General features: G+C 47.0%; 26 protein-coding genes. 19 read left to right on the plus strand and 7 right to left on the minus strand.

Going from position 1 to position 25,419, the window contains the following annotated elements; genetic code table 11:
• The first annotated feature begins 183 nt into the window (after nt 1-183).
• The 9 genes from ACUC6J_RS06105 (at nt 184) to ACUC6J_RS06145 (ending at nt 10,967) form a co-directional block, all read left to right on the plus strand.
• Complete coding sequence (locus tag ACUC6J_RS06105) at nt 184-1,470, plus strand: sulfotransferase family protein (protein ID WP_316562495.1); 1,287 nt, start codon at nt 184-186, stop codon at nt 1,468-1,470.
• The gene (locus ACUC6J_RS06110; protein WP_447249926.1) at nt 1,445-3,370 is read left to right on the plus strand and encodes an asparagine synthase-related protein; all 1,926 of its coding nucleotides are present in this window, start codon (nt 1,445-1,447) and stop codon (nt 3,368-3,370) included. The genes ACUC6J_RS06105 and ACUC6J_RS06110 overlap by 26 nt, the downstream gene beginning before the upstream one ends.
• Before the next feature lie 53 nt (nt 3,371-3,423).
• Entirely contained in the window at nt 3,424-3,552 is a 129-nt protein-coding gene (locus ACUC6J_RS06115; RefSeq protein ID WP_013369856.1) for a paeninodin family lasso peptide, read from the plus strand.
• A 128-nt stretch (nt 3,553-3,680) separates the two neighbouring features.
• A complete protein-coding gene (locus tag ACUC6J_RS06120; protein ID WP_447249927.1) occupies nt 3,681-4,736 on the plus strand; it encodes a serine kinase in 1,056 nt (351 codons plus the stop codon).
• On the plus strand, nt 4,723-5,025 hold the full coding sequence (locus ACUC6J_RS06125; RefSeq protein WP_016821221.1) for a lasso peptide biosynthesis PqqD family chaperone: 303 nt from the start codon (nt 4,723-4,725) through the stop codon (nt 5,023-5,025). The genes ACUC6J_RS06120 and ACUC6J_RS06125 overlap by 14 nt, the downstream gene beginning before the upstream one ends.
• A 1-nt stretch (nt 5,026) precedes the next feature.
• The gene (locus ACUC6J_RS06130; RefSeq protein WP_039276904.1) at nt 5,027-5,512 is read left to right on the plus strand and encodes a lasso peptide biosynthesis B2 protein; all 486 of its coding nucleotides are present in this window, start codon (nt 5,027-5,029) and stop codon (nt 5,510-5,512) included.
• Between the two features lie 57 nt (nt 5,513-5,569).
• On the plus strand, nt 5,570-7,096 hold the full coding sequence (locus ACUC6J_RS06135) for a nucleotidyltransferase family protein (protein WP_447249928.1): 1,527 nt from the start codon (nt 5,570-5,572) through the stop codon (nt 7,094-7,096).
• A gap of 20 nt (nt 7,097-7,116) precedes the next feature.
• A complete protein-coding gene (locus ACUC6J_RS06140) occupies nt 7,117-8,976 on the plus strand; it encodes an ABC transporter ATP-binding protein (RefSeq protein WP_447250287.1) in 1,860 nt (619 codons plus the stop codon).
• A 659-nt stretch (nt 8,977-9,635) separates the two neighbouring features.
• Complete coding sequence (locus ACUC6J_RS06145; protein ID WP_447249929.1) at nt 9,636-10,967, plus strand: erythromycin esterase family protein; 1,332 nt, start codon at nt 9,636-9,638, stop codon at nt 10,965-10,967.
• A gap of 238 nt (nt 10,968-11,205) precedes the next feature.
• Here ACUC6J_RS06145 and ku read toward each other — a convergent pair whose 3' ends face one another.
• Complete coding sequence (gene ku, locus ACUC6J_RS06150; RefSeq protein ID WP_019686435.1) at nt 11,206-12,120, minus strand: non-homologous end joining protein Ku; 915 nt, start codon at nt 12,118-12,120, stop codon at nt 11,206-11,208.
• 208 nt (nt 12,121-12,328) lie between these two features.
• Between ku and ACUC6J_RS06155 the strand changes: the two genes are divergently transcribed.
• Entirely contained in the window at nt 12,329-12,568 is a 240-nt protein-coding gene (locus tag ACUC6J_RS06155) for a hypothetical protein (RefSeq protein WP_019686436.1), read from the plus strand.
• A gap of 49 nt (nt 12,569-12,617) precedes the next feature.
• Nucleotides 12,618-12,797, plus strand: coding sequence for an H-type small acid-soluble spore protein (locus ACUC6J_RS06160; protein ID WP_025364276.1), 180 nt, complete (start codon nt 12,618-12,620; stop codon nt 12,795-12,797).
• Nucleotides 12,798-12,928: 131 nt separating this feature from the next.
• Here ACUC6J_RS06160 and ACUC6J_RS06165 read toward each other — a convergent pair whose 3' ends face one another.
• The 5 genes from ACUC6J_RS06165 to ACUC6J_RS06185 form a co-directional block, all read right to left on the minus strand.
• Nucleotides 12,929-13,585 carry a 3-oxoacid CoA-transferase subunit B gene (locus ACUC6J_RS06165; protein WP_039276907.1) on the minus strand — a complete coding sequence of 219 codons (657 nt, stop codon included), beginning with the start codon at nt 13,583-13,585 and terminating at the stop codon, nt 12,929-12,931.
• Entirely contained in the window at nt 13,578-14,246 is a 669-nt protein-coding gene (locus ACUC6J_RS06170) for a CoA transferase subunit A (protein ID WP_447249930.1), read from the minus strand. Before ACUC6J_RS06170 ends, ACUC6J_RS06165 begins: the two co-directional genes overlap by 8 nt.
• 38 nt (nt 14,247-14,284) lie before the next feature.
• Entirely contained in the window at nt 14,285-15,025 is a 741-nt protein-coding gene (locus tag ACUC6J_RS06175) for an acetoacetate decarboxylase (protein ID WP_031463089.1), read from the minus strand.
• Between the two features lie 55 nt (nt 15,026-15,080).
• A complete protein-coding gene (locus ACUC6J_RS06180) occupies nt 15,081-16,265 on the minus strand; it encodes an acetyl-CoA C-acetyltransferase (RefSeq protein ID WP_164964711.1) in 1,185 nt (394 codons plus the stop codon).
• 666 nt (nt 16,266-16,931) lie between these two features.
• Entirely contained in the window at nt 16,932-17,462 is a 531-nt protein-coding gene (locus ACUC6J_RS06185; protein WP_447249931.1) for a cysteine hydrolase family protein, read from the minus strand.
• Between the two features lie 135 nt (nt 17,463-17,597).
• Between ACUC6J_RS06185 and tsaE the strand changes: the two genes are divergently transcribed.
• Genes tsaE through tsaD form a run of 4 tightly spaced genes read left to right on the plus strand, consistent with a single transcriptional unit; the run spans nt 17,598 to nt 20,510 of the window.
• On the plus strand, nt 17,598-18,077 hold the full coding sequence (tsaE, locus tag ACUC6J_RS06190; RefSeq protein ID WP_045244068.1) for a tRNA (adenosine(37)-N6)-threonylcarbamoyltransferase complex ATPase subunit type 1 TsaE: 480 nt from the start codon (nt 17,598-17,600) through the stop codon (nt 18,075-18,077).
• A 3-nt stretch (nt 18,078-18,080) separates the two neighbouring features.
• Nucleotides 18,081-18,917, plus strand: a complete 837-nt coding sequence (tsaB, locus tag ACUC6J_RS06195) for a tRNA (adenosine(37)-N6)-threonylcarbamoyltransferase complex dimerization subunit type 1 TsaB (RefSeq protein ID WP_290402892.1) — start codon at nt 18,081-18,083, stop codon at nt 18,915-18,917.
• A 16-nt stretch (nt 18,918-18,933) separates the two neighbouring features.
• Nucleotides 18,934-19,449: a ribosomal protein S18-alanine N-acetyltransferase gene (gene rimI / locus ACUC6J_RS06200; protein ID WP_013369872.1), complete on the plus strand. Its 516-nt coding sequence runs from the start codon at nt 18,934-18,936 to the stop codon at nt 19,447-19,449.
• Nucleotides 19,446-20,510 carry a tRNA (adenosine(37)-N6)-threonylcarbamoyltransferase complex transferase subunit TsaD gene (gene tsaD / locus ACUC6J_RS06205; RefSeq protein WP_017426493.1) on the plus strand — a complete coding sequence of 355 codons (1,065 nt, stop codon included), beginning with the start codon at nt 19,446-19,448 and terminating at the stop codon, nt 20,508-20,510. Before rimI ends, tsaD begins: the two co-directional genes overlap by 4 nt.
• Nucleotides 20,511-21,054: 544 nt before the next feature.
• Here the strand turns inward: tsaD and ACUC6J_RS06210 are convergent.
• Nucleotides 21,055-23,019, minus strand: a complete 1,965-nt coding sequence (locus ACUC6J_RS06210) for an ABC-F family ATP-binding cassette domain-containing protein (protein ID WP_103042277.1) — start codon at nt 23,017-23,019, stop codon at nt 21,055-21,057.
• Nucleotides 23,020-23,289: 270 nt separating this feature from the next.
• On the opposite strand from ACUC6J_RS06210, the gene ACUC6J_RS06215 reads away from it, so the two are divergent.
• The 4 genes from ACUC6J_RS06215 (at nt 23,290) to ACUC6J_RS06230 (ending at nt 25,417) form a co-directional block, all read left to right on the plus strand.
• Entirely contained in the window at nt 23,290-23,943 is a 654-nt protein-coding gene (locus ACUC6J_RS06215) for a 5-formyltetrahydrofolate cyclo-ligase (RefSeq protein WP_038978109.1), read from the plus strand.
• A 38-nt stretch (nt 23,944-23,981) separates the two neighbouring features.
• The gene (moaC, locus tag ACUC6J_RS06220; RefSeq protein WP_017426496.1) at nt 23,982-24,470 is read left to right on the plus strand and encodes a cyclic pyranopterin monophosphate synthase MoaC; all 489 of its coding nucleotides are present in this window, start codon (nt 23,982-23,984) and stop codon (nt 24,468-24,470) included.
• A 113-nt stretch (nt 24,471-24,583) separates the two neighbouring features.
• Nucleotides 24,584-25,066 (plus strand): MogA/MoaB family molybdenum cofactor biosynthesis protein, encoded by a 483-nt coding sequence (locus ACUC6J_RS06225; RefSeq protein WP_013369877.1) that lies wholly within the window; start codon nt 24,584-24,586, stop codon nt 25,064-25,066.
• Between the two features lie 102 nt (nt 25,067-25,168).
• Complete coding sequence (locus ACUC6J_RS06230) at nt 25,169-25,417, plus strand: twin-arginine translocase TatA/TatE family subunit (RefSeq protein ID WP_016821198.1); 249 nt, start codon at nt 25,169-25,171, stop codon at nt 25,415-25,417.
• Nucleotides 25,418-25,419 lie beyond the last annotated feature (2 nt).

Genomic DNA, 25,419 nt, shown 5'->3' on the forward strand with positions numbered 1-25,419 from the left:
CAAGATCATTATTTACAGACAACTGGCAGCATTTCTACATCTACATAAGGTTTAACATGAGCGTGCAGCACAGAATTTATCCATCAAAGGGATTGACAAGATACATTATGTATCATAAATTATAATAAAAATACGATATGTATCTATTAAAACGTCTTGAGCAGAGGTAGAGGAGGAGTGTGCTTGATTGAAAAGCAGGGCGGAAAGCTAGTATTTCTGTTGAGTGTCCCTCGAAGTGGAAGCTCGCTGCTAACTGCCATTTTGCAAAACCATTCCCGTCTGTTTGCCACGCAGGAAATGTGGTTTCTGCTCAGTTTATATGATCTTCCTCAGTCACATGCACGGCCATATGGAGGAACAGGAATACTCCGGCAATTTTTTAAAGGTATGGTCCCTCCACATGTATTGGAGCAGGCCGCTCGTTCGTATGCACTTGAAATATATAATGGCCTGCTTCAAGGGACGACCGCTGATATGCTTATCGACAAATCACCGCGTTACTATACAGTGCTTGAATTTGTAGACCGTTTGTTCCCGGCTGCCCGTCGAGTGTGGCTTATCCGCAATCCTTTGTCCATCGTGGCCTCGTTTAAAAAGGTCAATCAGCTCCGAAATGGGAACTTTCACCTGCTGAAGGAACTGGGAAGTCCGCATTTTAATATGAAGATGACAGATATTACGGTTGGTTTGTTCCGGTACGCTCATTATTTTGCCACACCTCATCCACTTGCATACCCGCTGATGTATGAACAGCTCGTAGCCAATCCAAGGATGGAGATTGAGAAGCTGTGTCATTTTCTGGAGATCCATTATGAGCCGGGGATGGAAAGGTACGGGAACTTCGCGGATACGCCCCAATCCAATCTTTTTTATAGCATGGGAGCGGGTGATCCGTTTGTTATGGAGCATGAACAGGCGCATCAGAATTCGGTACATAGTTGGCAACATCTGTTGAGTACAATGGAAATTGAACTGTATTGCAGAAGTATTGGAGCTCGCTTGTTTAGGCAACTTGGTTACGGAGAAGCGCTGGAACAGGCTGAGCAGATGACTGGAGTCCGCTTTGAGGATGACCCGGATGTAGAGCTGTTGAGTCGGCGTACACACCAGTTCCTCCAACAAAGTGGCTTTGAATGGAAGACAGCTTATCGGATGCTGGAAGAACAGGATGCAGATAACAAAGGATTCATGACAAATGCAACCTGTCATGCTGCACCTCACAACCCGGCAAGGATGGATATGGCACAGATCGTGAGTGATCGACGAATTCAATCACTGGAAAACAGACTGGCACATAGCTTTGAGGAACGGAACCGGCTGATCGCGCAGCTCCAAAGCTATCAGCGCCCAAGCCAAGGATTCCGGTCCCATTTATTGGCCCGTAAGTTCGGGCGCTGGGCGTCTGAAGTATTATCAAGTATCGGAAAAGAAAAGGGGGGAGAACGTGAGTGCAATTGCCGGAATCTATAGATTTGGGCATGAGTCTGTATATGCTGAAGAAGGCGAAAAAATGATGCAAACTCTGCAAAAATATCCCGCTGACCGCGTGTGCGCTTGGTGTGAAGGTTCCATTTTTTTGGGATGTCATGCCCAGCATGTGACCCCAGAATCTGTTCATGAGCGTCTTCCCTTTTATGATGAGCTAAGAGATTTGGCTATAACGGCCGATGCGATCATTGACAACCGTTCTGAGCTGTTTGAACGACTAGCAGTTGAGCAGGGGCGGCGGATAGATATCACGGACAGCGAGCTGATTTTACTGGCATACGACAAATGGGGTGTTGATGCAGCAGGTTATCTGATAGGTGATTTTGCCTTTGTCATTTGGGATGCTAAGAAACATCGGTTATATGGTGCTAGAGATATGACAGGCAATCGTACGCTGTACACCTACCAACATGACGGAGGATTTGCGTTTAGCACGGTAGTCGCTCCGCTATTGGTTCTGTCCTCTCTGCGAAAAGAACTGCATGAACCATGGCTGGCCGAATTCTTATCTATCCGTGCAATGCAGGAATCCGTCGATATCGGGACAACCGCCTACAAGCATATCAACCAGCTGCCTCCTGCACATTGGTTCACTATGGAAGAGGGAAAGCAATCGCTCTGTAAATATGCATGTCTGGATGAGGTAGAGCCGTTGCGGCTCAAAACAGGCGGCGAATACATAGAAGCTTTCCGCGAGGTATTCTCCCAGGCGGTAACTGCCCGATTACGGACGCATCGCGCTGTAGGGGCTGCCCTGAGTGGGGGATTGGATTCCGGAGCGGTTGCCAGCTTTGCCGCGCCATCGCTGCACTTACAACACAAGCCGCTACATGCCTACAGCTATGTACCTGTTCAAGATTTTACAGATTGGACACCGCCTACATTGCTGGCAAATGAACGCAGCTATATTCAGTCCACCGCTCGCTATGTGGGCAACATTCGTGAAAATTATATGGATTTTGAGGGGAAAAGTCCGTTTTCTGAAATTGATATTTGGCTGGAGTTGATGGAGGCTCCCTACAAATATTTTGAAAACTCCTTCTGGATTAGAGGTTTTTATGAGAAAGCACAGGAACATAATGTCGGAGTTCTATTGACTGGGGCACGCGGCAACTTTACCGTTTCGTGGGGGCCTGCACTGGACTATTATGCCCGTCAGTTTCGCCGTTTGCATTGGCTGCAATCTTGGCAGGGAGTGAGGCGGTATAGCAAGCTTACAGGCAGTCGTATGTCTCATTTACTGCCCGTGATGTTGAAAAAAGCCACCTCACTTGACGCTCGCACATGGTGGGGACGTGGCAAGCAAAGTCCGATTCCTTCACTGATTCACCCGGAGTTTGCCAAGCGGATGAATGTAGAAGATATTCCCGTATTGAGTGGAACTGGCTGGAGGAAAAATGCCGATCAGACAAGAAAAGAGAAGTTTTCAAATTTGGCGATTGCCAACAAAAATGGTGTCATGGCGACCAAACTTTCACTCCGTTATGGCCTGTGGGAACGTGATCCGACCGGGGACAGCCGTGTCATTCGCTTTTGCTTATCGGTACCTTTTGAACAATATGTACAAAATGGCCGGGACCGTGCCCTCATTCGTAAAGCTATGCGTGATCATCTCCCTGATGATGTTCGGTTGAACCAGCGAGTACGCGGCGTACAGCCTGCGGATTGGCTACATCGTATGCTTCCTTGCTGGGACACGTTTATGGGAGAGCTGCAAGTGATGTGTCATGATTTACGAGCTGCCGACTATCTCAATATGGACTACATTAAGACGGCTATGGCGAAATACCGACATCCCCGTCCGGACCAGGCATCCGATCCGAATATACGACTATTCATGCACAGCCTGATCGTGTACCGTTTTCTCTGTGGTTTGAACTGATTTGGATCTAACCGATCAGACGGTGTGCCATTCGTGGGAGGGGAGGTGATGAGATGAGTAAAAAAGAATGGCAGGAACCGACGATTGAGGTGCTGGATATTAACCAGACTATGGCGGGTAAAGGCTGGAAACAGATTGATTGGGTGTCAGACCATGATGCCGATCTGTATAATCCGAGCTAACGGAAGATAATTATACATGAGCCGATGTTGGGCTGAGATCCAGATAGCTTACTGATCACGAGCCGTCTTTATTTCATTCGGGTTAGGTTGGACCGGAAGAAATAAAGACGGAATTTTAAGAACAGGGAGTGAGTCCTATCGCGCATGACAGGAGTGCCCATAACAGTTGGGTGAAATATACAGCCTTTGGACTCAGGATTGCCAGTGAGCTGACTCTGCCTGAGCTGATCCCAGCAGAACCGGGATTGGTAGAGGATGTGGTCATCCGGCAGGTTGATTTGTCAGCATGGAGGGACCAACTGGAGCAGGCCAATTTTGTAATGCAGGGTGAACGCTTTATGTTCCTAATACCGGACACGGCCATTTATGCCATCAGGGGAGGCAAGGAAATCGAGGTAAGTATGTTGCCTGGGGCTGATCCTGACACCGTGCGGTTGTTTGTACTGGGCACATGCATGGGTGTTCTACTGTTGCAAAAACGGGTTTTACCTATTCACGGAAGTGCGGTCGTCATCGGAGGTCGGGTCTATGCATTTGTAGGTGAATCCGGCACGGGAAAATCGACGCTGGCTGCTGCCTTTAGACAGGCTGGCTATCAGATGATCAGTGATGATGTGATTGCTATAAACGTGACAGCTTCCGCAGCCATCGTATATCCGGCATATCCGCAGCAGAAGCTGGGACTGGAAAGCTTGCTTCAATTGGAGGCATTACGGGAGAACAAGTATGTACGGCAAAGAAAGCATGTTCTTTCCCTAACTGACGGTAATCCTGTAAGGGCACAATACCAAGATTTGCGTAGGATTGCAGGTGAGCTCAATAAATATGCCGTGCCTGCTGTGGACGAATTTTATAACGATCCGCTTCCCCTGGGCGGTGTATTCGAGCTTGTGAGCGATTCTCCCAACCGTGAGTCGATGCGTGAAGGGGAGCCAGTGGTGGTTACGGAACAGCCCTTGAACAAACTGGAGTGCTTGCATACATTACTACAGCATACATATCGTAGGGCGATCATTTCGCGAATGGGTTTGGGTGAATGGTATTTTGATACAGCGGCCCGGATGGCTCGGAAAGTGGAAGGCTGGCGGCTGCTGAGGGATAGCTCCTTCTTTACGGCGTCCGAGGTTGTACAACGCGTACTTGAACTCATTCATAAGGAGGAAAAGAGTTATGGCAGCCATTAATCCAGCTAAGGATCATTATCGCATCACGTATGGTGAAGAAGTCTATGTAAGTGATATGGACGGAGAAAAAGTGATGATGAGTATTCATACGGGAAAGTATTATAATTTAGGCTTCACAGGAGGACGGATCTGGGAACTAGCTGAATCCAGTCCTTCACTTGGAGATATTGTAACTGTCCTGACGAATGAATATGAAGTGGACGAGGAACAGTGCAGACAGCAGGTACATACCTTTGTAGCTGAATTGGAGCGGGAAGGATTGCTGAGGCTCCTACGGGAGTTGGACTAACATGCGGATACAACGGCTTCTTCTCTTGTCTCCTGAGGTCGGGAGATTGTTGCCGGAAGCCTGGCTGGAGCTGGGATGCGCGAGATTTCGCCAGCGTCGTTCTTTTGGAGATTACTCAGGGGCTTGGGGGACATGTATGGAAGAAACTTCTTGGCAGTGCGAGATCGGGCAGGAGAAGTCTATCCGTCACATTTCACAAGCTGTGGATTTGGCCAGCCGTTATACTCCTTGGCGCAGTAGCTGTCTTGTACAAGCCGCTGCCGCTATGACGTTGCTGGTACGCAGAAAACTGGACTGTACACTGTATCTGGGCACAGCCAAAAATGCTGCGGGACAATTGGCAGCACATGCATGGGTACGGAGTGGGCCGATCTATGTTACGGGAGAACGGGAGATGGGAGCGTTTACCGTGGTGGGAATATTCGGGAGACGTGCTGGGACAGCTACAAATACGAGGACAGCGGATAAAGGCAGTTCTCTGTTTTAGTTTTAGTGCGATATAAAAGGAACAAAGAACGTTCAAAGAATCGAAGGAGAAGAATCCATGACCACCAAGTCTATTTTGGAACTTGCGAATTGGAATGAGGATCAAGAATTAACGTTGTTACTCTCTCTACTTCGTAAAGACGTCAATCTATGGCAGAATACGATGACTGCTTCCCAGTTGCAGGAGATCGATTGGTCCCGCTTGCTGCGTCTGACAGAACACCATCGTGTGATACCTACGGTGTATCTCCAGCTGAAAACGTTGAATCACCCGTTCATTCCCGCAGAATTGCTGCGAAACCTTCAGGCGCAATATCATCGAAACACGCTGCGCATGCTCCATCTTCAAGCAGAAGCCGAGCGTCTGACCAGGCTGCTCACAGCTCATGGAATCCGTGTGCTGATGTTGAAGGGTCCTGCTCTGGCGCAGCAATTGTACGGGGATGTTTCCCTGCGTACCTCTAAAGACATTGATTTACTTATTGCCCCGAATGACATGGATGAAGCGGAGCACTGGATGAAGGAAGCTGGGTATGCGTCCAAAAGCGGAGAAGTGCGCGTCCTTGGTAGCTGGAAGTGGAAGGATCATCATGCCTCCTTCCTACAACCGCAAAAGAGGGTCGAAGTCGAGTTGCACTGGCGGCTTCACCCGGATGGGGGGCGGGAGCCCTCCTTTGACGAGCTTTGGGACTGCCGGCAAATGGGTAAAGCCCCAGCAGTGCGAGCCAGTCAGATGGCACCAGCGACTTCTGCCGACAGCAGGAATGTGACGACATCCTGTATGTATACGCTTGGCAGCGAGCATCAATTTCTGTACCTCAGCGCACACGGAGCGCGTCACGGCTGGTTCAGGCTGCGCTGGTTGGTTGACATCGACAGGCTTGCGGTACGCGCTGTCGATTGGGGGGCGCTACTGCCGCTAATGCGCCGTTACGGGGGCCTGCCTGCGGGCGGGCAGGCTTGGGCACTGGCCGCTGCGCTGTTGGGTACGCCAACCCCGGAGCCGATGCGTCCGATATCGGCTACCCGGCAGGCGCACAGGCTTGCGCTGAGCGCGCTGGCCTTTATGCAGGCCAGCGTCCCTGCGCCGTACCCGGTTGCCAATGGGGCGGGTACAGGCAGACTCGTTCGGCCAGAGCTATTGCCTAACGTAGCTTTGACCGAGTTAATGAATACCGCCCCTTCGGATGGCGGTATTTCAGCTAACGGAACCTCGGGCGAAGCTGTTCTGTACGCCGTCAGTAGTGCTGCTGGCATATCGAAAGATGCCAGCAGCATCCTTGGTGATCCGGTGAATACAGTGAACACTGCTGTAAGTAGCCTTGCCAAGCCTGTAGGTGCTGCTACAGTCGCCTCCAGTCCAGCCATTGCTGGAGCTACAACAACAGCGTTTACTCCTCTGCCGGTTAGCCGCGCTTACTTGCTTTCCTTAAAGGAGCCAAGACACAGACTATGGTATCTCATCAGCCGTTTGTTTCCTTCTACGAGGGATTCAGTCATTTGCCCACTGCCTCGCCAGCTGCATTTTTTGTATATTCCTTTACGTCCATTTCTTTGGCTAAAACGTCGATTTTCAAAGCACTAACCCGATAAGGAGTGTACATGATGACTCACCTGCGATTATATATGACCAAGCTGTATAGCGTGAACGGCGGGGCGTTATTTCTTAATATTGGATGTATGATGATCGTCAGCCTACTGGAGGGTGTCGGCATTTATATGCTTGTTCCTATGCTGGCGGCCATCGGCGTATTTGGCGGTCATTCAGAGATGCCATTTCTGTCGGATGGATTTGATTATTTTTTGCCGTACATTCCTAAAAGCTGGCTGTTGCCGGGGATGCTAATGTTTTTCGTCGTGCTGCTTACCGGGCAGGCTTGGCTTCAGCGTTACCAGTCCATTCTTAACTCACGGATTCAGCAGCGTTTTATGCGTTCCCTTCGAATAGACGTATACACTTCCTTTATGAAGACGCAGTGGGCTTTTTATTTGCGTCAGCGCAAATCTGATTTTAGTCATGTGATGACAACCGAGCTGGCGCGTGTCAGTCAGGGAACGAATTTGCTTCTTCAACTGACCACGGCCGTCATGTTTACGCTAATCCAGATTGCGCTGGCTTTTTGGCTATCCCCTTCTTTAACCGGGCTGGTGTTTCTGAGTGGCTTGACGCTGTTTGTCGTGTTCCGTCGCTCCATCCGAAATGCCAAACAATTAGGTGACCGTACCACTGAGCTGTCACAGATTTATTTTGCCGGAATTACGGATCATATGAACGGGATGAAAGATATTAAAAGCAATCTGCTGGAAGCAGCGAATATCCATTGGTTTCGCTCCCTGACGCAGCGCATGGAGGATAATACGACTCAGTTTGTTCGGCAAAATGCAACCACACAGTTTTTTCATCGCATAGCGGCAGCTGTTTTTGTCGTTGGTGTCCTATTTGTGTCGCTCCAATGGCTGCATGTTACACCTGAAAAACTGATCGTGCTCATCCTTATATTTTCCCGCTTATGGCCCAGGTTTGCCCTTATTCAAGCGAGCCTGGAATATATTATGTCTATGATCTCTGCTTTTGAGAGTGTAACTAAAGTGCAACGGGAATGCGAGGCTTTCTCAGATCCTTCTTTAATTGGGCTTACATCCTCTGAGAATCATGTCCCATTCGATTCATCGGTAAATCATTTGTCATCTACATCTGCACGGCAACCCCTATCCCTTCGTAATGGAATAGAATGCAGCCATTTGGATTATTGCTACGAGGGTGCAGCAGTGCCTGCACTACGTCATATTAATTTGTTGATACCCGCCCGGGGAATGACCGCCATTGTAGGGAAATCAGGAGCAGGCAAAAGCACAATGGTCGATGTTCTAATGGGTTTTTTACGCCCAACGGGGGGACAGATTAAAATCGATGATCATGTGCTGGACGACAAATTGCTGCCGCTGTGGCGGCAGTCGTTTGGCTATGTGTCACAGGACCCGTTTTTGTTCCATGCGACCGTCCGTGAAAATTTGAAGCTGGCCGATAAGGATGCTAGTGAACAACAGCTATGGGAGGCGTTACATTTTGCAGCTGCAGACAACTTTGTATCCAGACTGCCAGAAGGGCTGGACACAGTCATTGGTGATCGCGGGATTCGTCTGTCCGGGGGAGAGCGTCAACGGCTGGTATTAGCGCGGGCTATTTTGCATCATCCTCCTGTACTCATCCTGGATGAAGCGACAAGTGCACTGGATGGTGAGCACGAGGCTGCAATTCAGGCAGCATTGGAACGGATGAAAGGTCAAATGACGTTGATCGTGATCGCTCACCGTCTGTCAACGATCAGACATGCAGATCAAATTGTTGTTCTGGATCAAGGCGAGGTCATACAGCAGGGGAACTACCACCAACTGGTAGAAGAGGAGCGGGGGGCGTTCAGTCAGCTACTTTCGTATCAAAGCACTGTCAGCGCCGCCCCTTAGTCATAAGAGAGTCACCCTCCATAAATATACTAAAAATTTTGCAACAAAAAGGCGTTAATATTTTTTATTCTGATCCTTATGTTCCTGAATATAAAGTAATAAGAAAACAAAGCTTTAGTTTGAAGAGTATTGAAATTAATGAGGTCAAATCTTTATCCATTTTGGCATACCAATGTCTAATCCGTAAGCCTCATGGGGATCTTTTCGCACAAGAAATGAAGACGATTTATAAAGACTTGATAAATGATTTTGAACTACGGAAAATGACAAAAAGCTAAATAACAACCCCCCTTTTTAACAAATGGCGTGCATCGATATTAATATCGATGCACGCCTTTATTGATGGTACTGCTCCATACTAACCGCACAGCTGTCATCTTTGTCATCAACATGTCATCATTTTCTTTGTGACATGTTGGCGCTGATCAATACGTTAGCGAACATTGCATGTCACGTGAAATAGTGAAGATTTGTAACTAGCTTAAATGATAGTGAGTGAGTGACAATTGGATTACTGAAGACGACCCAATATGCTTGTATGCAGAAAGAGTCGCACTTCAAAAAAATCCATGAGGTGAATGCCGAATTTTAAATTGATGGTTAAAGGGGATTTTTAGGGGATTTAGAAAAATAATAAGTAAGTATTTCAGGAGGTTTTTATGAAAAAGAAAATGATTATTGCACTTGGTGCTTCTGCTATAATGCTGGCTAATTTTGTAGGAAGTACTTATGCAGATTCGAAAACAGTAGTTCCTGTTACAGCTCCCTACAATACAAATCAAATAGCAGAATGGTTAGAAGCGCATGCAAAGCCTTTAAAAACAACGAATCCAACTGCACCTCTTAATGATTTAAAACCACTTAAGAATATGGTAGGTTCAGCTTCAATTGTAGGTTTAGGTGAAGCTACACATGGGGCTCATGAAGTTTATACAATGAAACACCGCATTGTTAATTATTTAGTATCTGAAAAGGGCTTTACCAACTTAGTTTTAGAAGAGGGATGGGACAGAGCTTTGGAACTTGATCGATATGTTCTTACTGGTAAGGGAAACCCAAGCCAACATCTATCACCTGCATTTAAGACGAAAGAAATGTTACATCTACTTAGTTGGATTCGGCAATATAATGCTAATCCAAAACATAAATCTAAAGTGCGTGTCATTGGGATGGATATTCAATCAGTAAACGAGAATGTTTATAATAATATAGTAGAATATATAAAAAGAAACAATTCAGATCTTGTGCCTAGAGTCGAAAAGAAGATAAGAGGGCTTATTCCTGTAACAAAGGATATGGATACCTTTGGCAGCCTTACGCAAAAGGAAAAAGAAAAGTATATTTCAGATGCTAAACAAATCAGTGCTTTATTAGAACAAAATAAAAGCTATCTAAATGGAAAATCCAGAGAGTTCGCATGGATAAAACAAAATGCCCGTATTATTGAACAATTTACTACAATGTTAGCGTCACCACCTGATAAACCATCCGACCTTTTTTTGAAACATGATATTGCAATGTATGAAAATGCGAAGTGGACTGAAGAACATTTAGGAAAAACCATTGTTTGGGGACATAACGGACACATTTCGAAAACAAATATGATTCCTTTTATATACCCTAAAGTAGCTGGGCAGCATTTAGCGGAATATTATGGGAAACGGTATGTATCTATTGGAACATCAGTTTACGAAGGGCAATATAATGTCTACAATAATGACGGTGAATTTGGCCCATATGGAACATTAAAATCAGATGATCCCAACAGCTATAACTACATCTTTGGACATGTCAAAAAAGATCAATTTATTATAGATTTACGTAAGACGAACGGAGTGACAAAAACTTGGTTAAACCAACAACATCCAATTTTTGCTGGAATAACTACGGAAGGCCCTGATATACCCAAAACTGTTGATATATCATTAGGTAAATCGTTTGATATACTTGTTCAAATTCAAAAAGTGAGTCCATCTCAACTACATCAATAAATTTGTAATAATGTGGCTCAACGAAGTGTAGTATTGATTGTAGTGTAGTGTAGTGTAGTGTAGTGTAGTGTTATGTCAATAGAGTTGATTAAAAATGTCAGTCATGTTATTCCATTAAAGGGTCATTAGATGGAATAAGTGTTTTCAAATTAAAGGGGATGTGGGGTAGAAACACATCGCATCCCCCCTAAATAAAATTTTCTGTCTCTACATTTAGTTATTTCCTTTCCTGTAAAGCTCACGTTTCTTTACGTTTAGCAGGGCTCCTTTTCTTTTTGACTGGAGCAGGAGAGATGGCGTCGCCTGCCACAGCTTGTTGTGCTGTCACGGCTGCTGGTTTACGCGCAGGACGTTTTTTCGCAGCAGGACCAGGATCGGTAACGACAGGCTTCACTGCCTCAATACTGGCTTGGAGGGCAGCCATTAAATCAACCACATTGGTCTGAGGCTGTGTTGGGGCAATTCGCACCTCTTCGCCAGCTACTTTATGCTGGATAAGATCCAGCAGACGCTCGCGGTACTGATCCGTATACTTTGCTGCATCAAAAGGGGTAGATAGCTGCTCAATCAACATTTTTGCCATGGTCAGCTCTTTCTCTTTAACCTCCTCCTGTCCAGGTAAGTTGGGAACTTGAGCAATGGGACGGATTTCGTCCGGGTAAAACATGGTCTCCACCGCCAAGCATTCATCCAGCACGCGAATGGCTGCCAGACTGCTTTTCGAGCGGATGGAGATTTGGGCAATCCCGATTTTTCCGGTATCCTTCATTGCATTCATGAGCAGCTTATACGCATTGGAGCCGGCCTGATCCGGGGACAAATAATACGTTTTCTGAAAGTAGATCGGATCAATTTCCTGTAAATCCACAAAGTCCAAAATCACGATATTTTTATCGGCTTGTCCGCTAACTTGCTCCAGTTCCTCCTTGTCGAACATGACAAATTTTCCTTTTTCATATTCGTATCCTTTTCCAATTTCCTCCCATTCAACCTCCTTATCACAAACAGGGCACTTCCGTACATAGCTCAGTGGACTCCCACATTCCTTGTGAATATAACGCATGGAAATATCCTTGTCCTCAGTAGCTGAAAACATTTTAACTGGCACATGAACCAGCCCAAAGCTGATCGCGCCTTTCCAGACTGTATGCATACCGCCAGTCCTCCTTTTTTACCCGCATATTTCATATTTCGATTCCGGACACCCGGGCTGTGAGCATTTCCTTTTTCACTTAGTATGCTTCGCACAAAGGATTGTATGAGGTGCAAATGTAGGCTGCGAATTGCTTTCACTTGCGCATGGTTTCGGTTTTATTGGTGAATGTTAAGTCATATCCGATTCAAAAGGAGGTACACCATTGATGCCTAGAAAACCTTATCCTCAGAAGATCAGTCATCGTGTGGGGCAAAGTCAGATTGCCTTTCGAGGGCCTGTTGCAGGCGAACAGGATGCATTGCCACCCGAGTTTGCTCTTTCACATGGAACGCCGCCGCCTTTTCCCGTAGCTGTCGCTCATGTGGATTTGGAGGCTGTAGTTTCAACTTCGCCTTCTCATAGCTTTCCTTCATTGGATGTTGAACGGATTATAGACGAAGACTAGGTGACCTTTCTAAATATTGCACAAAAACAAGGAGCAGGAGGAGCACAGTATGAATGTGGAACGAGCAAAAGCCATTTATGATTCATCCGAAACGATTGCCGTCCAATTGGATGGCAAACCGATTTGGATTGAGCATGTAGATGAAGCGAACGGTATGGCAACGATACAGATCGGCAGCAGACCCGGCAATACACAAACCGTTCGTGTGGATCGATTGGAAGAACAATAGGAGAGGGAATCCAACCTAAAAAGGCTCGCAATTGCTCAATGAGCAATTAGCGAACCTTATTTTATATAATAAGTGCGATTGGGGAGACAAGTTAAACGCAAGACAAGTTAATTTGAAGGTGGAACTGGTTTTTACACTGCAATGGTCTTCAAATGTGGAGAAACCATCAACTCAGCCTCTGTTGCCATTTGAACATCTTCCACTGACAAACCTGGAGCAATTTCCTTGAGCATCAGCCCTTTACCCGGAATAACATCGATGACACCCTTTTCGGTTACGATGGTCTTTACCACATTTACAGCGGTTAGGGGCAGCTTGCATTGTTTCAGTATTTTCGGCGCCCCATTTTTGTTCACATGCTCCATAGCTACAATCACTCTCTTGGCTCCAACCACCAAATCCATGGCTCCGCCCATGCCCGGCACCTTTTTCCCTGGGATCATCCAGTTTGCAAGGTTGCCTTTCTCATCGACCTCCAGAGCACCCAGAACGGTAACGTCCACATGCCCTCCACGTATAATGGAAAATGAAAGCGCACTGTCAATATAGCAGGCTCCTTTCACGGTTGTAACGTAGTTTCCGCCTGAATCGATACAATCAAGTCTTTCTTTTCCCGGAGCTGCTTTGGGACCAACGCCGACAATTCCGTTCTCCGCCTGCAGCATAATATTAACGTTTTCGGGGATATAGTCCACTGCCATGGTAGGCAATCCTATACCCAGGTTGACCACTTCGCCGTCTTTGAATTCCTGGGCTATTCTTCTAATAATCAATTCTCTGTTATTCATTGTCTCCACCTACCTTTACAATCGCATCGACAAATATTCCAGGAACATTGATATGATTGGGGTCAATTTCACCGGCCTTAACGTATTCATCGGTCTGAGCAACTACATACTCGGCTGCGGTAGCCATCACCAAATTGAAGTTGCGTGAAGAGCCGTTGATGACAAGGTTCCCTGCTTCATCAGCTTTATGGGCTCTGATAAGCGCCACATCGGCTTTCAGCGGCAGTTCGAGCAGATATTCTCTTTCGTCAATTTTGATTTTCTTTTTTCCTTCCTCTACAATGGTGCCTACACCCACAGGGGTTAAAATACCACCCAAACCAGCACCACCTGCGCGTATTTTTTCAGCAAGCGTTCCTTGCGGGAAGAGTTGAACGTCCGCTTCTTTTGTCATCAAGAGCCTTCCTGTTTCGGGATTGGAGCCAATATAGGATGCGAAAATTCGCTTGACTCTTCCACTTTTTACAAGTCTATAAATAGATAATTCCGGTGTGCCTGTGTCATTGGAAATAATCGTAAGATTGTCAGCGGAATTTGTATCGACAAGCGCACGCACCAGTTCTTCTGGAATGCCTCCTTGCAGAAAACCTCCGACCATCACCGTATCTCCGTCTTTGATTCTCTTAACAGCTTCTTCAGCGGAGTTTACTTTTTTATTCATGGTTCCGTCTCCTTATCTATTTTTTAGGAAAGCATACTTTATTGGAGATAATCGTAGAGGACTCTTCCATATGGAAGTGTTAGGTCGGCAATAAAATGTTTTCCGCCAACATAAGCTCTAACCGGCAAATCTGCCACCGGAGCGTTGACATGGGGGATCAGGCTTAATCTAGCAGGTCCTGACCAGGCGCCTTTTACAGTAATATCTTCGAGATTATACGCCACTAACTGAGCAATTTTAGGGGTGCCGTCCACATCAGGGATTAATTTCAAATTAACTTGCGTTTTTGCAATGGCTTTAGCCGTTTCCTTTTCATCAAGAACGTTATATTTGAAAGGGGTGGTTCCCATGGCTACCAGGGCGTTATTATAATGCAAGGTACCCGTCAGCGTCTCTGTATCCTCAACGATCAGGCGAGGTTTCGCCCATTTTTTCGGAAATCCCCAGATTTCACGTCCCCCCAGAATAGCAGGTGCGTTATCCAGATACATTTGGGCAACAAAATTACACGGTTCTCCATTATAAGTACACGGAATGACAATGCCGCTTTCCTCATAGCTTCCTAAACCGGATGAATCGGGCATTTTGATCCATTCATAGGAAACCGTATTACTTCCATCTGGCTGGAGAGGTTCAGGGACCGCCTGTCTAATCGCGGCGGGATCGGATTCATAGGTAATAATAAAGAATTCCCGGTTGATGAACCGGCATGGCGGGCGTCCATAACTGCCGCTGGCCGCAGGCATGGATTGGAGTGAAAGTACATCTTTTTGATTCATAGCGATCTCCCTTCCTTTTTAAGAGGTATTTCAACAATTATCTTGAACAAGCACTTTAAATGAGAGCATTTTCAACCAGCATGGCTATTCCCATTCCCGTTCCAATGCATAACGAGACTACGCCATAACGTGAAGATCTGCGTACCATTTCATGAACCAACGTAACCAATACCCTAGCACCGCTTGCACCAACAGGGTGACCGATTGCGATCGCGCCGCCATTGACATTGACTTTCTCTGGATTAACTCCAAGCTCTTTTTGCACCGCTAGAGCTTGTGCAGCGAACGCTTCGTTAATTTCAAAGAGATCAATGTCATCTATAGACATTCCCTGTTTCTTCAGCAGTGACGAAATGGCTTTTACCGGTCCCATTCCCATATATGCAGGGTCAACACCAACAAGCGAGTAACCTTTGATATATGCCAACGGCTTTAACGCATGTTCCTTACATTTGTCTTCCGACACGACTAGCATAGCCGCCGCACCATCATTGATGCCCGAAGCGTTTCCCGCAGTAACCGTTCCGCTCTCCTTAAACGCAGGTTTTAACTGAGAAAGTTTTTCTTTCGTCGTATTTCCTCTTATGTGTTCGTCCTCTGTGAAATAAGTAGTTTCTTTTTTGTTTTTGATCATGACCGGAACAATTTGCTCTTCAAAAACCTTGTTGTTTTTTGCTTCGACAGCCTTTATCTGGCTTTCATAAGCAAATGCATCTTGCTCAAGTCTTGAAATTCCATATTTTTCGGCAACATTTTCGGCGGTAATTCCCATATGGTAATGGTTGATCGGGCATGTTAGGCCATCGGCCACCAAGGAGTCTACCAATTCACCGTTACCGAGCTTGTAGCCGTTTCTAGCATTTTTTAGCAGATAAGGGGCGTTCGACATGCTCTCCATGCCACCGGCCAAGACGATGTTTCCTTGTTCTGCCAATATGGAATCGTAAGCTAACGCGACGGCATGGAGTCCTGAACCGCAAACCGTGTTTATCGTTGATTCGGGTACATCAATGGGGATACCGGCTTTTAGTGCCGCCTGTCTGGCAGGATTTTGACCATTGCCCGCTTGAAGAACATTTCCCATAAAAATTTGATCAATCAAAGAAGGCTCTAATTTACTTTGCTGAAGGCATGCTGTCATCACGGTTGCTCCCAGTTCAGGAGCGCTCAGGGGGGCAAGAGCTTTATTAAATGAACCGACCGCTGTTCTCAACGGGCTTACTATAGCTACTTTTTTCATAAAAACTCACATTCCTTTCGCTGTGTTCAAGGACACAATACATCCATGACTGCACTTCCATTCGTAATTCCGGTCCTAACCTACGAAACGTAAAAACTGCAAGATACATTTACATGCGGGCATATCATGGTGCCTAAGACAGTGAGTATGACGGTCCGATCGCCTTCTTTCCTTTCTGGAAATTAAAACCAGAATTATCATAGTTCTAATACAGATTTTGCTCAATGTTCAAATCTTTACATAGATCCAAATACAGATGTTTATAGAGCCATATCGTCCACAATAAGTAGGTCATTCTAATGTTTTCTGTTAATTTCTTGATTTTTCTGAAAATAGTGATCAAAAATTGAATTTTATGTTAAATACGAAAGTGCAAATCAATCTGTGAAAAAAATTTCTTGGTAAATTTCATTTAGCTCATCGCAGGGGAAAACTCCCTCTATATGTAAATTCGCAACCGACTTATAGCATCTAAAAAAGCAAAGTAGGTTGCCAATCCAAATGAATACATTTGGAATTCGGATAAATATCAATCCATATATGTCTGGGCCACCTATAGCATTGACGTTATAACGTCAGTGTTTTTTTATTTGCTCGGGTGAACAAAAAAGAAGCCGACTGCTTGAAAGCAATCGGCTTGGAACGTAAAAATTTTACTTCAACAGCTCACGAAAAATGTACGTCTGCCGTCGTGAGCAAACGCGCAAAACGATTACCTAGCACTGCGTTGTGATGAGCTACGATTTGTTCGCCGCATAGTACCTTGCTATCAAATGTACTATGCGCATCCGATACGAGCACGTTGTTCTGGTATCCCAGACTATAGGCACTTCGGCAAGTCGTGTCGAGACAAAATTCAGTCTGCATTCCGGCAATAATCAGCTGGCTTGCCCCCAATCCCTGGAGCACATCACGCAATTCAGTTTGGTAGAAGCTGTCCCAGGATGATTTTCGGACAATTCGTTCCTGAGGAAGAGGACGCACCACGTCTGCGATGGCCCAGCCTAGACTGTTTTCCCGGAAATCCTCATCCGCTTCATCGGTATGCTGCACGAAAATGACCGGTGTACCAGAAGCTCTGGCTTCGGTTAAAAGCTGCTGCAAATGCGCCATAACTTCCTGTTCACGATACAGCTTCTCATCATACATGAACATAGCCTGCTGAACATCAATCAAGAGTAAAACGGTTTGTCTCATCAGTTCGATTCCCTCCCTATGTGTAACACTTAACTTACAATAGCATGTCTTCATGCCTTGCGGCGACATAAGGTGAACTATATAATAAAGAACAAGTTGGAACGGTCCGATTCGGACGAAAGGTGATTAAAAGAGATGACAATTTCGCAGGAACAGTTTGTATTCCGTTCTGTCTCAGAGGCACAGACCGGGACATTAGCAGGCTTTTTGGCAGCCCAAGTAGTTCCCGGAACCGTGATTGTGCTGGATGGAGATCTGGGAGCGGGCAAGACTGCTTTTTCCAAGGCTTTTGCCAGCCATTTAGGGGTGCCGGGTATCGTAAATAGTCCAACCTTCACCCTCATTAAGGAGTACGAGGGCCGATTGCCTTTGTATCATATGGATGTATACCGTATCTCTCAGGACGAGGCGGAGGATCTGGGGCTGGACGAATACTTTTACGGGACTGGAGTATGTCTGGTGGAATGGGGTAGTATTATACCGGATATGTTGCCGAATCAGCGGCTTCACATGTATATAGAAACAACGGATGTAGGGGAGCGCTTGATTCACCTGACCGGGTACGGCGAGCCTTATGAACAATGGTGCCGCAGCTTGCGGGAGAATGGAGTTTGAACCATGCAAAGAGAGCATACAGATGTAAATGAAAAGCCGCGTGAGCGGTTTTTGACGTTAGATACAGCGACGACTGTAATGGCGGCCGCCCTGATGAACGGAAAAGAGCTGCTGGGAGAAAGTAATGTTTATGGCGAACGCAATCACTCGGTGCATGTCATTACTGAGCTGGAACGGCTTTTGAGCGAAGCAGGACTGACACGCGATGATGTGGACGGTCTTGCAGTAGGTGTTGGACCGGGATCTTACACTGGCATCCGAATCGCGGTGACCGCAGCCAAGACACTAGCTTGGGCCTGGGGGGTTCCGGTGACATCCATTTCCACTTTGCAGGCTTTGGCTTGGGGTGGATGGAATCATGGTATCGAAATGAAGGGGCAAGAAGGTAAACATGAGTCTGCGAATAACGACTCGTCTGGGACGCAGGCAGCAGATTGGATTGTGCCTGTGCTGGATGCCCGCCGTGGTCAGGTGTACACGGGGCTGTTCACTGCGAATTCAGTTAACGACAGCGGTAGCCCGCAGCGGTTAGAGGCGGATGCTATCCGGTTGATGACTGCGTGGACCGATGATCTGCTGCAACGTTTGGAGGTTTTGCCTGTCGAAGAGCGTCCCGCGGTGATTTGGCTCGTCGGTGAAACGACGATTCACGCCGAAACAGCGGAGCGCTTGCGTGCATGGAGCGAGCTTCGTATTGTACCGTATGAGCTGGAAGGAAAATGGGTTGGCCGCCTTGGGGCGGATAAGCTGCTTCGTCAGGAATATGACGAGCTACATACGCTGGTTCCGAATTATACCCAGCTGGCGGAGGCGGAAGCCAATCTGCTTCGTCAGCGCTGAAGAGGCGGTGAGCAACATGGCAAAGAACATACAGCGGGAAGAGAAACTTGAGTTTCGCTTAATGCAACTGGATGACATCCCCGATGTGCTGGAGATTGAGCATGAAGCGTTCACGCTGCCGTGGACGGAGGAAGCCTTCCGCAATGAGCTGACGATGAATCATTTCGCTAAATATATGATTATGGAGCTTAATGGACGAGCTATTGGTTACGCAGGCATGTGGACGATTATGGATGAGGCGCATATTACAAATATTGCGGTTCGTGAGGCTTATCGTGGACGCAAGCTTGGAGACAAGCTGTTGGATGAGCTGATGCAGACTGCCTCTTATTTAGGGATGGAGCGTATGACCCTAGAGGTCCGGGTAACGAACCGGATCGCTCAGGGCTTGTATGAGAAAAAGGGCTTTAAGCCTGCAGGTGTACGCAAGGGCTATTATTCGGATAATAACGAGGATGCCGTGATTATGTGGGCGGATCTTCCCGCACACGGGGCATCCGGTGAACAGGAAGGAAGCGTGCAGGAGCAATGACGCAAGCGGAAAAAGCAGGTACAGGCTCTGTCTCTAGCGAGCCTTGCTATATACTGGCAGTGGAAACGAGTTGTGATGAAACAGCTGTTTCCGTCGTGAAAAATGGCACAGAGGTGCTTTCGAATCTGATCTCCAGTCAGATTGAAACACACAAAGCCTTTGGCGGTGTTGTGCCAGAGGTAGCGTCGCGCAAACATGTGGAAAGCATTACCTATATGCTGGACGAGGCTATGCAAACATCGGGAATCAGCCCCCGCGAGATTTCGGCGGTTGCCGTGACGCAAGGACCAGGACTGGTTGGCGCATTGCTGGTTGGTATAGTCGCCGCCAAGAGCGCTGCTATGGCGTTCGGCAAACCGTTAATCGGAACGCATCATATTGCGGGACATATTTATGCAAATCAGTTGGAGCATGATATTGTATATCCATGCATTGCTCTCGTGGTGTCAGGAGGGCATACCGAGCTAGTGCTGATGGAGTCCGAAGGTCATTTTCAACTTATTGGTCGTACAAGGGATGATGCGGTTGGAGAAGCCTACGACAAAGTAGCGCGAGCCATCGGATTTCCATATCCCGGCGGTCCGCATGTGGATCGTGTAGCCCATGAATCGGAGGAAGTGGTTACTTTGCCGCGTGCATGGCTGGAGCCGGATTCTTATGATTTTAGCTTTAGCGGCTTGAAATCGGCGGTGCTGAATGTAATTAACCAGACGAAAATGCGCGGAGAAACCGTTCATGCGGGAGCGATTGCAAGAGGCTTTCAAGAGTCGGTCGTAGAGGTGCTGGTGGAAAAAGCGATTCGTGCTATGCGTGAATACGGTGCGAAGCAGCTGCTGCTTTGCGGCGGTGTTGCTGCTAATCGTGGACTACGTACAGCATTGCGGGAACGCTGTGAGCGTGAAGGCATCGAACTGCTTGTACCCTCCATGAAATACTGTACAGATAACGCAGCGATGATCGGTGCCGCGGCATACGCCAAGTGGAAGCGCGGAGAATTCACCTCATTGGACATGAAAGCTGATCCAGGGCTGTCTCTGGAAGAGTGGTCTGTTCAAACTTAATTGAGCGAATAGGAAGGACACGACACATGCAGGGTCGTGTCTTTTTTTATTCCGCGCTATACATATATATAAATAGAATTTCAAGAGGATAAAATACAGGAGTTTGAGCGAATGATTGCCAGCATCTTATTTCCTCGCATGATTCGTCACAATTGTTCACGATTTTTCATGTTCCACCAAAAAAACATGAAAATTTTATACTGCCCGAATAATGATGTGATTTGTCAAGTTGTGAACAAAGTTATCCACATATACCGTTCAAAATGTGGATAAACAGGCTCGAAGCAAGCAGGCTAAGACTTTTAGGTGATAGTAGAATGGGGGATATTTCATAGCTATATTGATTGTGAAATCTGTGGATAATGTGGATAAAAGAGTGGATAAATTTGGTTTTCATTTGAAGGTGGCGTTTTATCAATAAAAAAATGGCCTAGAAGGCCATTTTTCAATATCGTCCATACACAAATGTTGTGGATATTCTTGTGTACAAAAAATAGAAGAGGGAAATGTGAAATTTTTATGGCTAAGATTTTATGCAGCAGCTTTATGCCTCAAGCAGTTCCTCCCAGGATGCATAGGTTTCAGTCAATTCCTGTTTATGGGTGTCGAGTTGTGCCTGAATATCCTGAAGTGCCGTGTAATCCTGATAAATTTCAGGCATGGTCATTTGTTCCTCCAAGCCTACAATTTGTTCTTCCAGCGTTTTAATCTTGTTTTCCAATGCCTCCAGCTTGCGTTGACGACTACGTTCCTCGCTTTTGGCTTGTTTGTCTGCCGCATAGGTGGCCGCGCGTGATTTGGGAGTGACCTCGTCTGTTGCGGACGCAGAGGCAGATGGGGCCTTACCACGATTGCTCTGATTTGCCTCGAGCGCTTCCTGTGCGATTTCCTCCAACTCTTGTTTCTTGGCTACATAGTCATCATAATTCCCCAGGAAATGTTCTATTCCTTCAGGATGAAGCTCAATGACACGTTCAGCCATTTTGTTAAGGAAATAACGGTCATGGGAGATGAACAAGAGCGTACCGTCATAGTCCATCAAAGCCGCTTCCAGCACTTCCTTGCTAAATAGATCCAGATGGTTGGTAGGCTCATCGAGAATTAATACGTTGGCTTCGCGCAGCATTAGCTTGGCCAGGGATACGCGGGCTTTTTCTCCTCCGCTTAATGAAGCTACCTTTTTCAGTACATCGTCACCGCTAAATAGGAAATTACCCAGCACTGTCCGAATCCGTGCTTCTTCCATATGAGGGTATTCGCTCCACAACTCCTCCAGTACGGTATTGGCGGGGTTCAGGTTTGTCTGCTCCTGGTCATACAGACCGATTTTGATTTTCGTACCCCAGTGGATGGACCCAGCAGCAGGTTTAAGTGAGCCAGTCAGGCATTTGAGCAAAGTCGATTTTCCGATCCCGTTCGGACCGATCAGTGCCACCGTATCTCCACGTTTTAAGTCAAAGGATGCATGCTGAAATAAAGGCTTTTTCCCCTCATACGCTACGGAAAGGTCACGCACCTCTAATACTTCCTTACCCGACATATAGGCAGTTTCAAAAGAAAAGTGGGCTTTTTTCAAATCGCCCATAGGTCGATCCATGCGCTCCATTTTGTCCAGCTGCTTGCGGCGGCTCTGGGCACGTTTGGTTGTAGAGGCTCGCACGATATTGCGTTGTATAAATGCCTCCATCCGTGCGATTTCCTCTTGTTGCTTTTCGTAATGCTTGATGTTTGTTTCATACTCGGCAGCCTTTAGTTCCATATAGCGGCTGTAGTTGCCTGTATAGCGGGTGGAGCGATGGCGCTCAATTTCAATAATCGTCGTCACCAGTCGATCCAGAAAATATCGGTCATGTGATACGACCAGCAGCGAGCCGGAGTAGCCGCGCAAATAGTCTTCCAGCCACGTCAGTGTTTGAATATCCAGATAGTTGGTAGGCTCATCGAGCATAAGGACATCTGGAGCGAGCAGTAGGATGCGCGCTAGCGCAAGTCTGGTTTTTTGACCTCCGCTTAGGGTGGCTACAGGCGTTTCGGGTGCAAATGAACTAAAGCCCATGCCGTGCAGCACGCTGCGAATACGGGTCTCCATTTCATAACCACCGTGATCCTTGAACCAATCTGAGCGTCGTGCATAGCGTTCGAGCAGATCGGCATAACGCTTTTCGTTCTGCGCATTGGCCGGATCGGCGATTTCCTGCTCCATTTGCCGAAGTTCCCGTTCTGCTTCAATCAGCGGTGTGAACACCAGCATCATTTCATCCCAGATCGAACGGTCAGAATTTAAGCCACTGTTTTGCGCCAAATAACCGATGCTGGTTTCCTTCGCTTTAAAGATTTGTCCACTGTCATAGGATATTTCACCAGCAATGATTTTGAGCAGGGTCGATTTGCCTGCACCGTTCACACCTACCAGCCCAATACGTTCACGTTCCAATATTTGAAGGTTAATCCCGTCCAGAACGGGCTCAATTCCATAGGATTTAGTAATTCCGGTTACTTGCAATAGCATAGCGTATCGTTCCTCCATTACATTTTGCACAGTTCTTCCTGCCTTTTTCGCAGGTACCTTCCTTCCAGTTTACATGAAATTACCCACTATTGCACTGCTTTCACCCCCCTAAACCCTTGAGCCTCGTATAGTCAATTTGTATAAACAATGATAAACTTAAACGAGAAGTGAAAAAGAATGAAAAAAACTTGCAACGTACAGCACTTACTGACAAATGGGACAATTGCAACGTTTTGATGATTATCGACGATTGTGCGGGAGGGCGGATGTGTGGATGTCTGTAATGTGAAGAACGCGCTGCGTGTACAGCAACGGGAAGCGCGTGACTCCATGGACCCGCTGACAAGGCAGAAGGCATCGGCTGTGGCCTGTCGGCATGCAATCGAGGCATGGGAGCAGCTTAGAATAGACAGAAACGGGGATAAGCTAACATTATTTAGTTATCTCTCTTTTGGCAGCGAGATTTCTACGACTCCCCTCATTGAGCATTGCTGGTCACAGGGAGATCGTGTCTTGGCCCCGAGAGTGGATTCGGTAACCCGAACCATGGAGCTGAGGGAGATGGATCAGTATGAAAATATGGTGCCCGGCGTATGGAACATCCCTGAGCCTGCATTGACATGCAAGGAATGGTTGCCTGAAATGTGGACGGGAATCGACTGGGTTGTTGTGCCCGGCTTGGCCTTTGATCGTCGTGGAGGCAGAATCGGCTATGGCGGAGGCTACTATGATCGCTTTACCGCACAGGTAGAGGCAGAGAAGCGTAATAACGGCTCTGTAGGTCCGCTTTATGTCTCGCTGCTGCTGCCGGGACAATTGTTGGCACAAGTACCCATGGAGCCAGGAGATTTGCGAGTGGACGTGCTGTTTACACCTGAAGGACGCTTAGATTGTAACCATGCAAAATCGACAAATGATGAATGAAGTAAAGTTGGGTATGTGAAAGGAGCTGTGAGGGAGTCGTGGATTCCTTTACTCATTTTAACGAACAGGGACGAGCTCGTATGGTAGATATTTCGGGCAAAACGTCTACGGTTCGCACAGCAGTCGCCGTGACTCAGATTACGATGAACCCGGCTACATTGACGGCTGTAAAAGAAGGCAGAATCGGCAAGGGTGATGTTCTTGCTGTGGCCCAGGTCGCGGGGATTCAAGGCGCGAAAAAAACGTCAGACTGGATACCGATGTGTCATCCGCTGGCTCTGACAGGCGTGAACATTACTTTTTCCGATAATGGACATGATGTGCTTCATATTGAAGTTGAAGTGAAGACCGAGGGTAAGACGGGTGTAGAAATGGAAGCTTTGACAGCGGCTTCAGCCGCAGCGTTAACCGTGTATGATATGTGCAAGGCGCTGCAAAAAGATATGATCATCGGCCCTACCATGCTGCAATCCAAAACGGGTGGCAAGCATGGGGATTTTCAAAGGGAGGACCACCGGAAACCTTGACATAGACAACATTGTCGCCGAGAGGGTACTGTGATGTGATGGAGGATGCAGCGTGGCTGTTTCTGATTTTCAGAAGAGAAAGTATTCTTTCATGATAGGAGAAGGGTGATCTTATGGTGTGGAAAACGGCGATCCTAACAGCCAGTGATAAAGGGGCAAGGGGAGAGCGTGAGGATACAAGCGCACAGGTCATCCGGGAACTCGTCGAAGAAGAACTGGGCGGAGAGATTGTGGAATACCGGATCGTTCCCGATGAACCGGATGAGATTATTGCGGCTTTAATCGAAATGACCGATTATTTTCATGCAGACTTGGTGCTAACTACGGGCGGAACCGAACTGGCGATCCGTGATGTGACACCTGAGGCGACCAGACGGGTCGTGGAGCGGGAAGTGCCAGGTATGGCGGAAGCCATGAGAATGATCGTGATGCAGAAAAATCCGGCGGCCATGCTTTTTCGTGGAATCGTGGGGATACGCGGACGTACATTGATTGTTAATTTGCCAGGAACGCCCAAAGGCGTGCATGAAAACTTGGCAGCAATTATGGATCAGCTCCCGGAAGCGCTGCTCATGGTGACAGGTCAGTTCCGGTAGAAGGCAGCCCGTGTGTGTGGTATGATACCTGTAAGAATTTATATGGCCGTATATGGACAGAGGTTCTCATTTTGTCCGTCAACATAAGGAGGATTACTACACATGCCCAATATTGGAGCACCGGGTTATATTTTGTTAATTATTCTGGCGCTACTGCTATTTGGTCCGAACAAGCTGCCTGAGCTGGGCCGAGCTGTAGGGCGTACATTCCGTGAATTTAAAAACGGGGCACGCGATATTTTATCTGAAGATGAACGGACTGGGCGTAAAGAAAGCAAAGATAGTGTGGTCCAAGCATCACAGACGACGTCAGAAGTTCAACCTCAGCCTGAGGATAAACGCTTGTCATAGAT

This window comes from Paenibacillus sp. JJ1683 (assembly GCF_053006485.1).

Excerpts from the sequence above, each read along its gene's own strand:
- ACUC6J_RS06115 (WP_013369856.1), top strand. The coding sequence starts at position 3,424 with ATGAGTAAAAAAGAATGGCAGGAACCGACGATTGAGGTGCTGGATATT.
- ACUC6J_RS06125 (WP_016821221.1), top strand. The coding sequence starts at position 4,723 with ATGGCAGCCATTAATCCAGCTAAGGATCATTATCGCATCACGTATGGT.
- ACUC6J_RS06130 (WP_039276904.1), top strand. The coding sequence starts at position 5,027 with ATGCGGATACAACGGCTTCTTCTCTTGTCTCCTGAGGTCGGGAGATTG.
- ACUC6J_RS06135 (WP_447249928.1), top strand. The coding sequence starts at position 5,570 with ATGACCACCAAGTCTATTTTGGAACTTGCGAATTGGAATGAGGATCAA.
- ACUC6J_RS06140 (WP_447250287.1), top strand. The coding sequence starts at position 7,117 with ATGACTCACCTGCGATTATATATGACCAAGCTGTATAGCGTGAACGGC.
- ACUC6J_RS06145 (WP_447249929.1), top strand. The coding sequence starts at position 9,636 with ATGAAAAAGAAAATGATTATTGCACTTGGTGCTTCTGCTATAATGCTG.
- ku (WP_019686435.1), bottom strand. The coding sequence starts at position 12,120 with ATGCATACAGTCTGGAAAGGCGCGATCAGCTTTGGGCTGGTTCATGTG.
- ACUC6J_RS06155 (WP_019686436.1), top strand. The coding sequence starts at position 12,329 with ATGCCTAGAAAACCTTATCCTCAGAAGATCAGTCATCGTGTGGGGCAA.
- ACUC6J_RS06160 (WP_025364276.1), top strand. The coding sequence starts at position 12,618 with ATGAATGTGGAACGAGCAAAAGCCATTTATGATTCATCCGAAACGATT.
- ACUC6J_RS06165 (WP_039276907.1), bottom strand. The coding sequence starts at position 13,585 with ATGAATAACAGAGAATTGATTATTAGAAGAATAGCCCAGGAATTCAAA.
- ACUC6J_RS06170 (WP_447249930.1), bottom strand. The coding sequence starts at position 14,246 with ATGAATAAAAAAGTAAACTCCGCTGAAGAAGCTGTTAAGAGAATCAAA.
- ACUC6J_RS06175 (WP_031463089.1), bottom strand. The coding sequence starts at position 15,025 with ATGAATCAAAAAGATGTACTTTCACTCCAATCCATGCCTGCGGCCAGC.
- ACUC6J_RS06180 (WP_164964711.1), bottom strand. The coding sequence starts at position 16,265 with ATGAAAAAAGTAGCTATAGTAAGCCCGTTGAGAACAGCGGTCGGTTCA.
- ACUC6J_RS06185 (WP_447249931.1), bottom strand. The coding sequence starts at position 17,462 with ATGAGACAAACCGTTTTACTCTTGATTGATGTTCAGCAGGCTATGTTC.
- tsaE (WP_045244068.1), top strand. The coding sequence starts at position 17,598 with ATGACAATTTCGCAGGAACAGTTTGTATTCCGTTCTGTCTCAGAGGCA.
- tsaB (WP_290402892.1), top strand. The coding sequence starts at position 18,081 with ATGCAAAGAGAGCATACAGATGTAAATGAAAAGCCGCGTGAGCGGTTT.
- rimI (WP_013369872.1), top strand. The coding sequence starts at position 18,934 with ATGGCAAAGAACATACAGCGGGAAGAGAAACTTGAGTTTCGCTTAATG.
- tsaD (WP_017426493.1), top strand. The coding sequence starts at position 19,446 with ATGACGCAAGCGGAAAAAGCAGGTACAGGCTCTGTCTCTAGCGAGCCT.
- ACUC6J_RS06210 (WP_103042277.1), bottom strand. The coding sequence starts at position 23,019 with ATGCTATTGCAAGTAACCGGAATTACTAAATCCTATGGAATTGAGCCC.
- ACUC6J_RS06225 (WP_013369877.1), top strand. The coding sequence starts at position 24,584 with ATGGTGTGGAAAACGGCGATCCTAACAGCCAGTGATAAAGGGGCAAGG.
- ACUC6J_RS06230 (WP_016821198.1), top strand. The coding sequence starts at position 25,169 with ATGCCCAATATTGGAGCACCGGGTTATATTTTGTTAATTATTCTGGCG.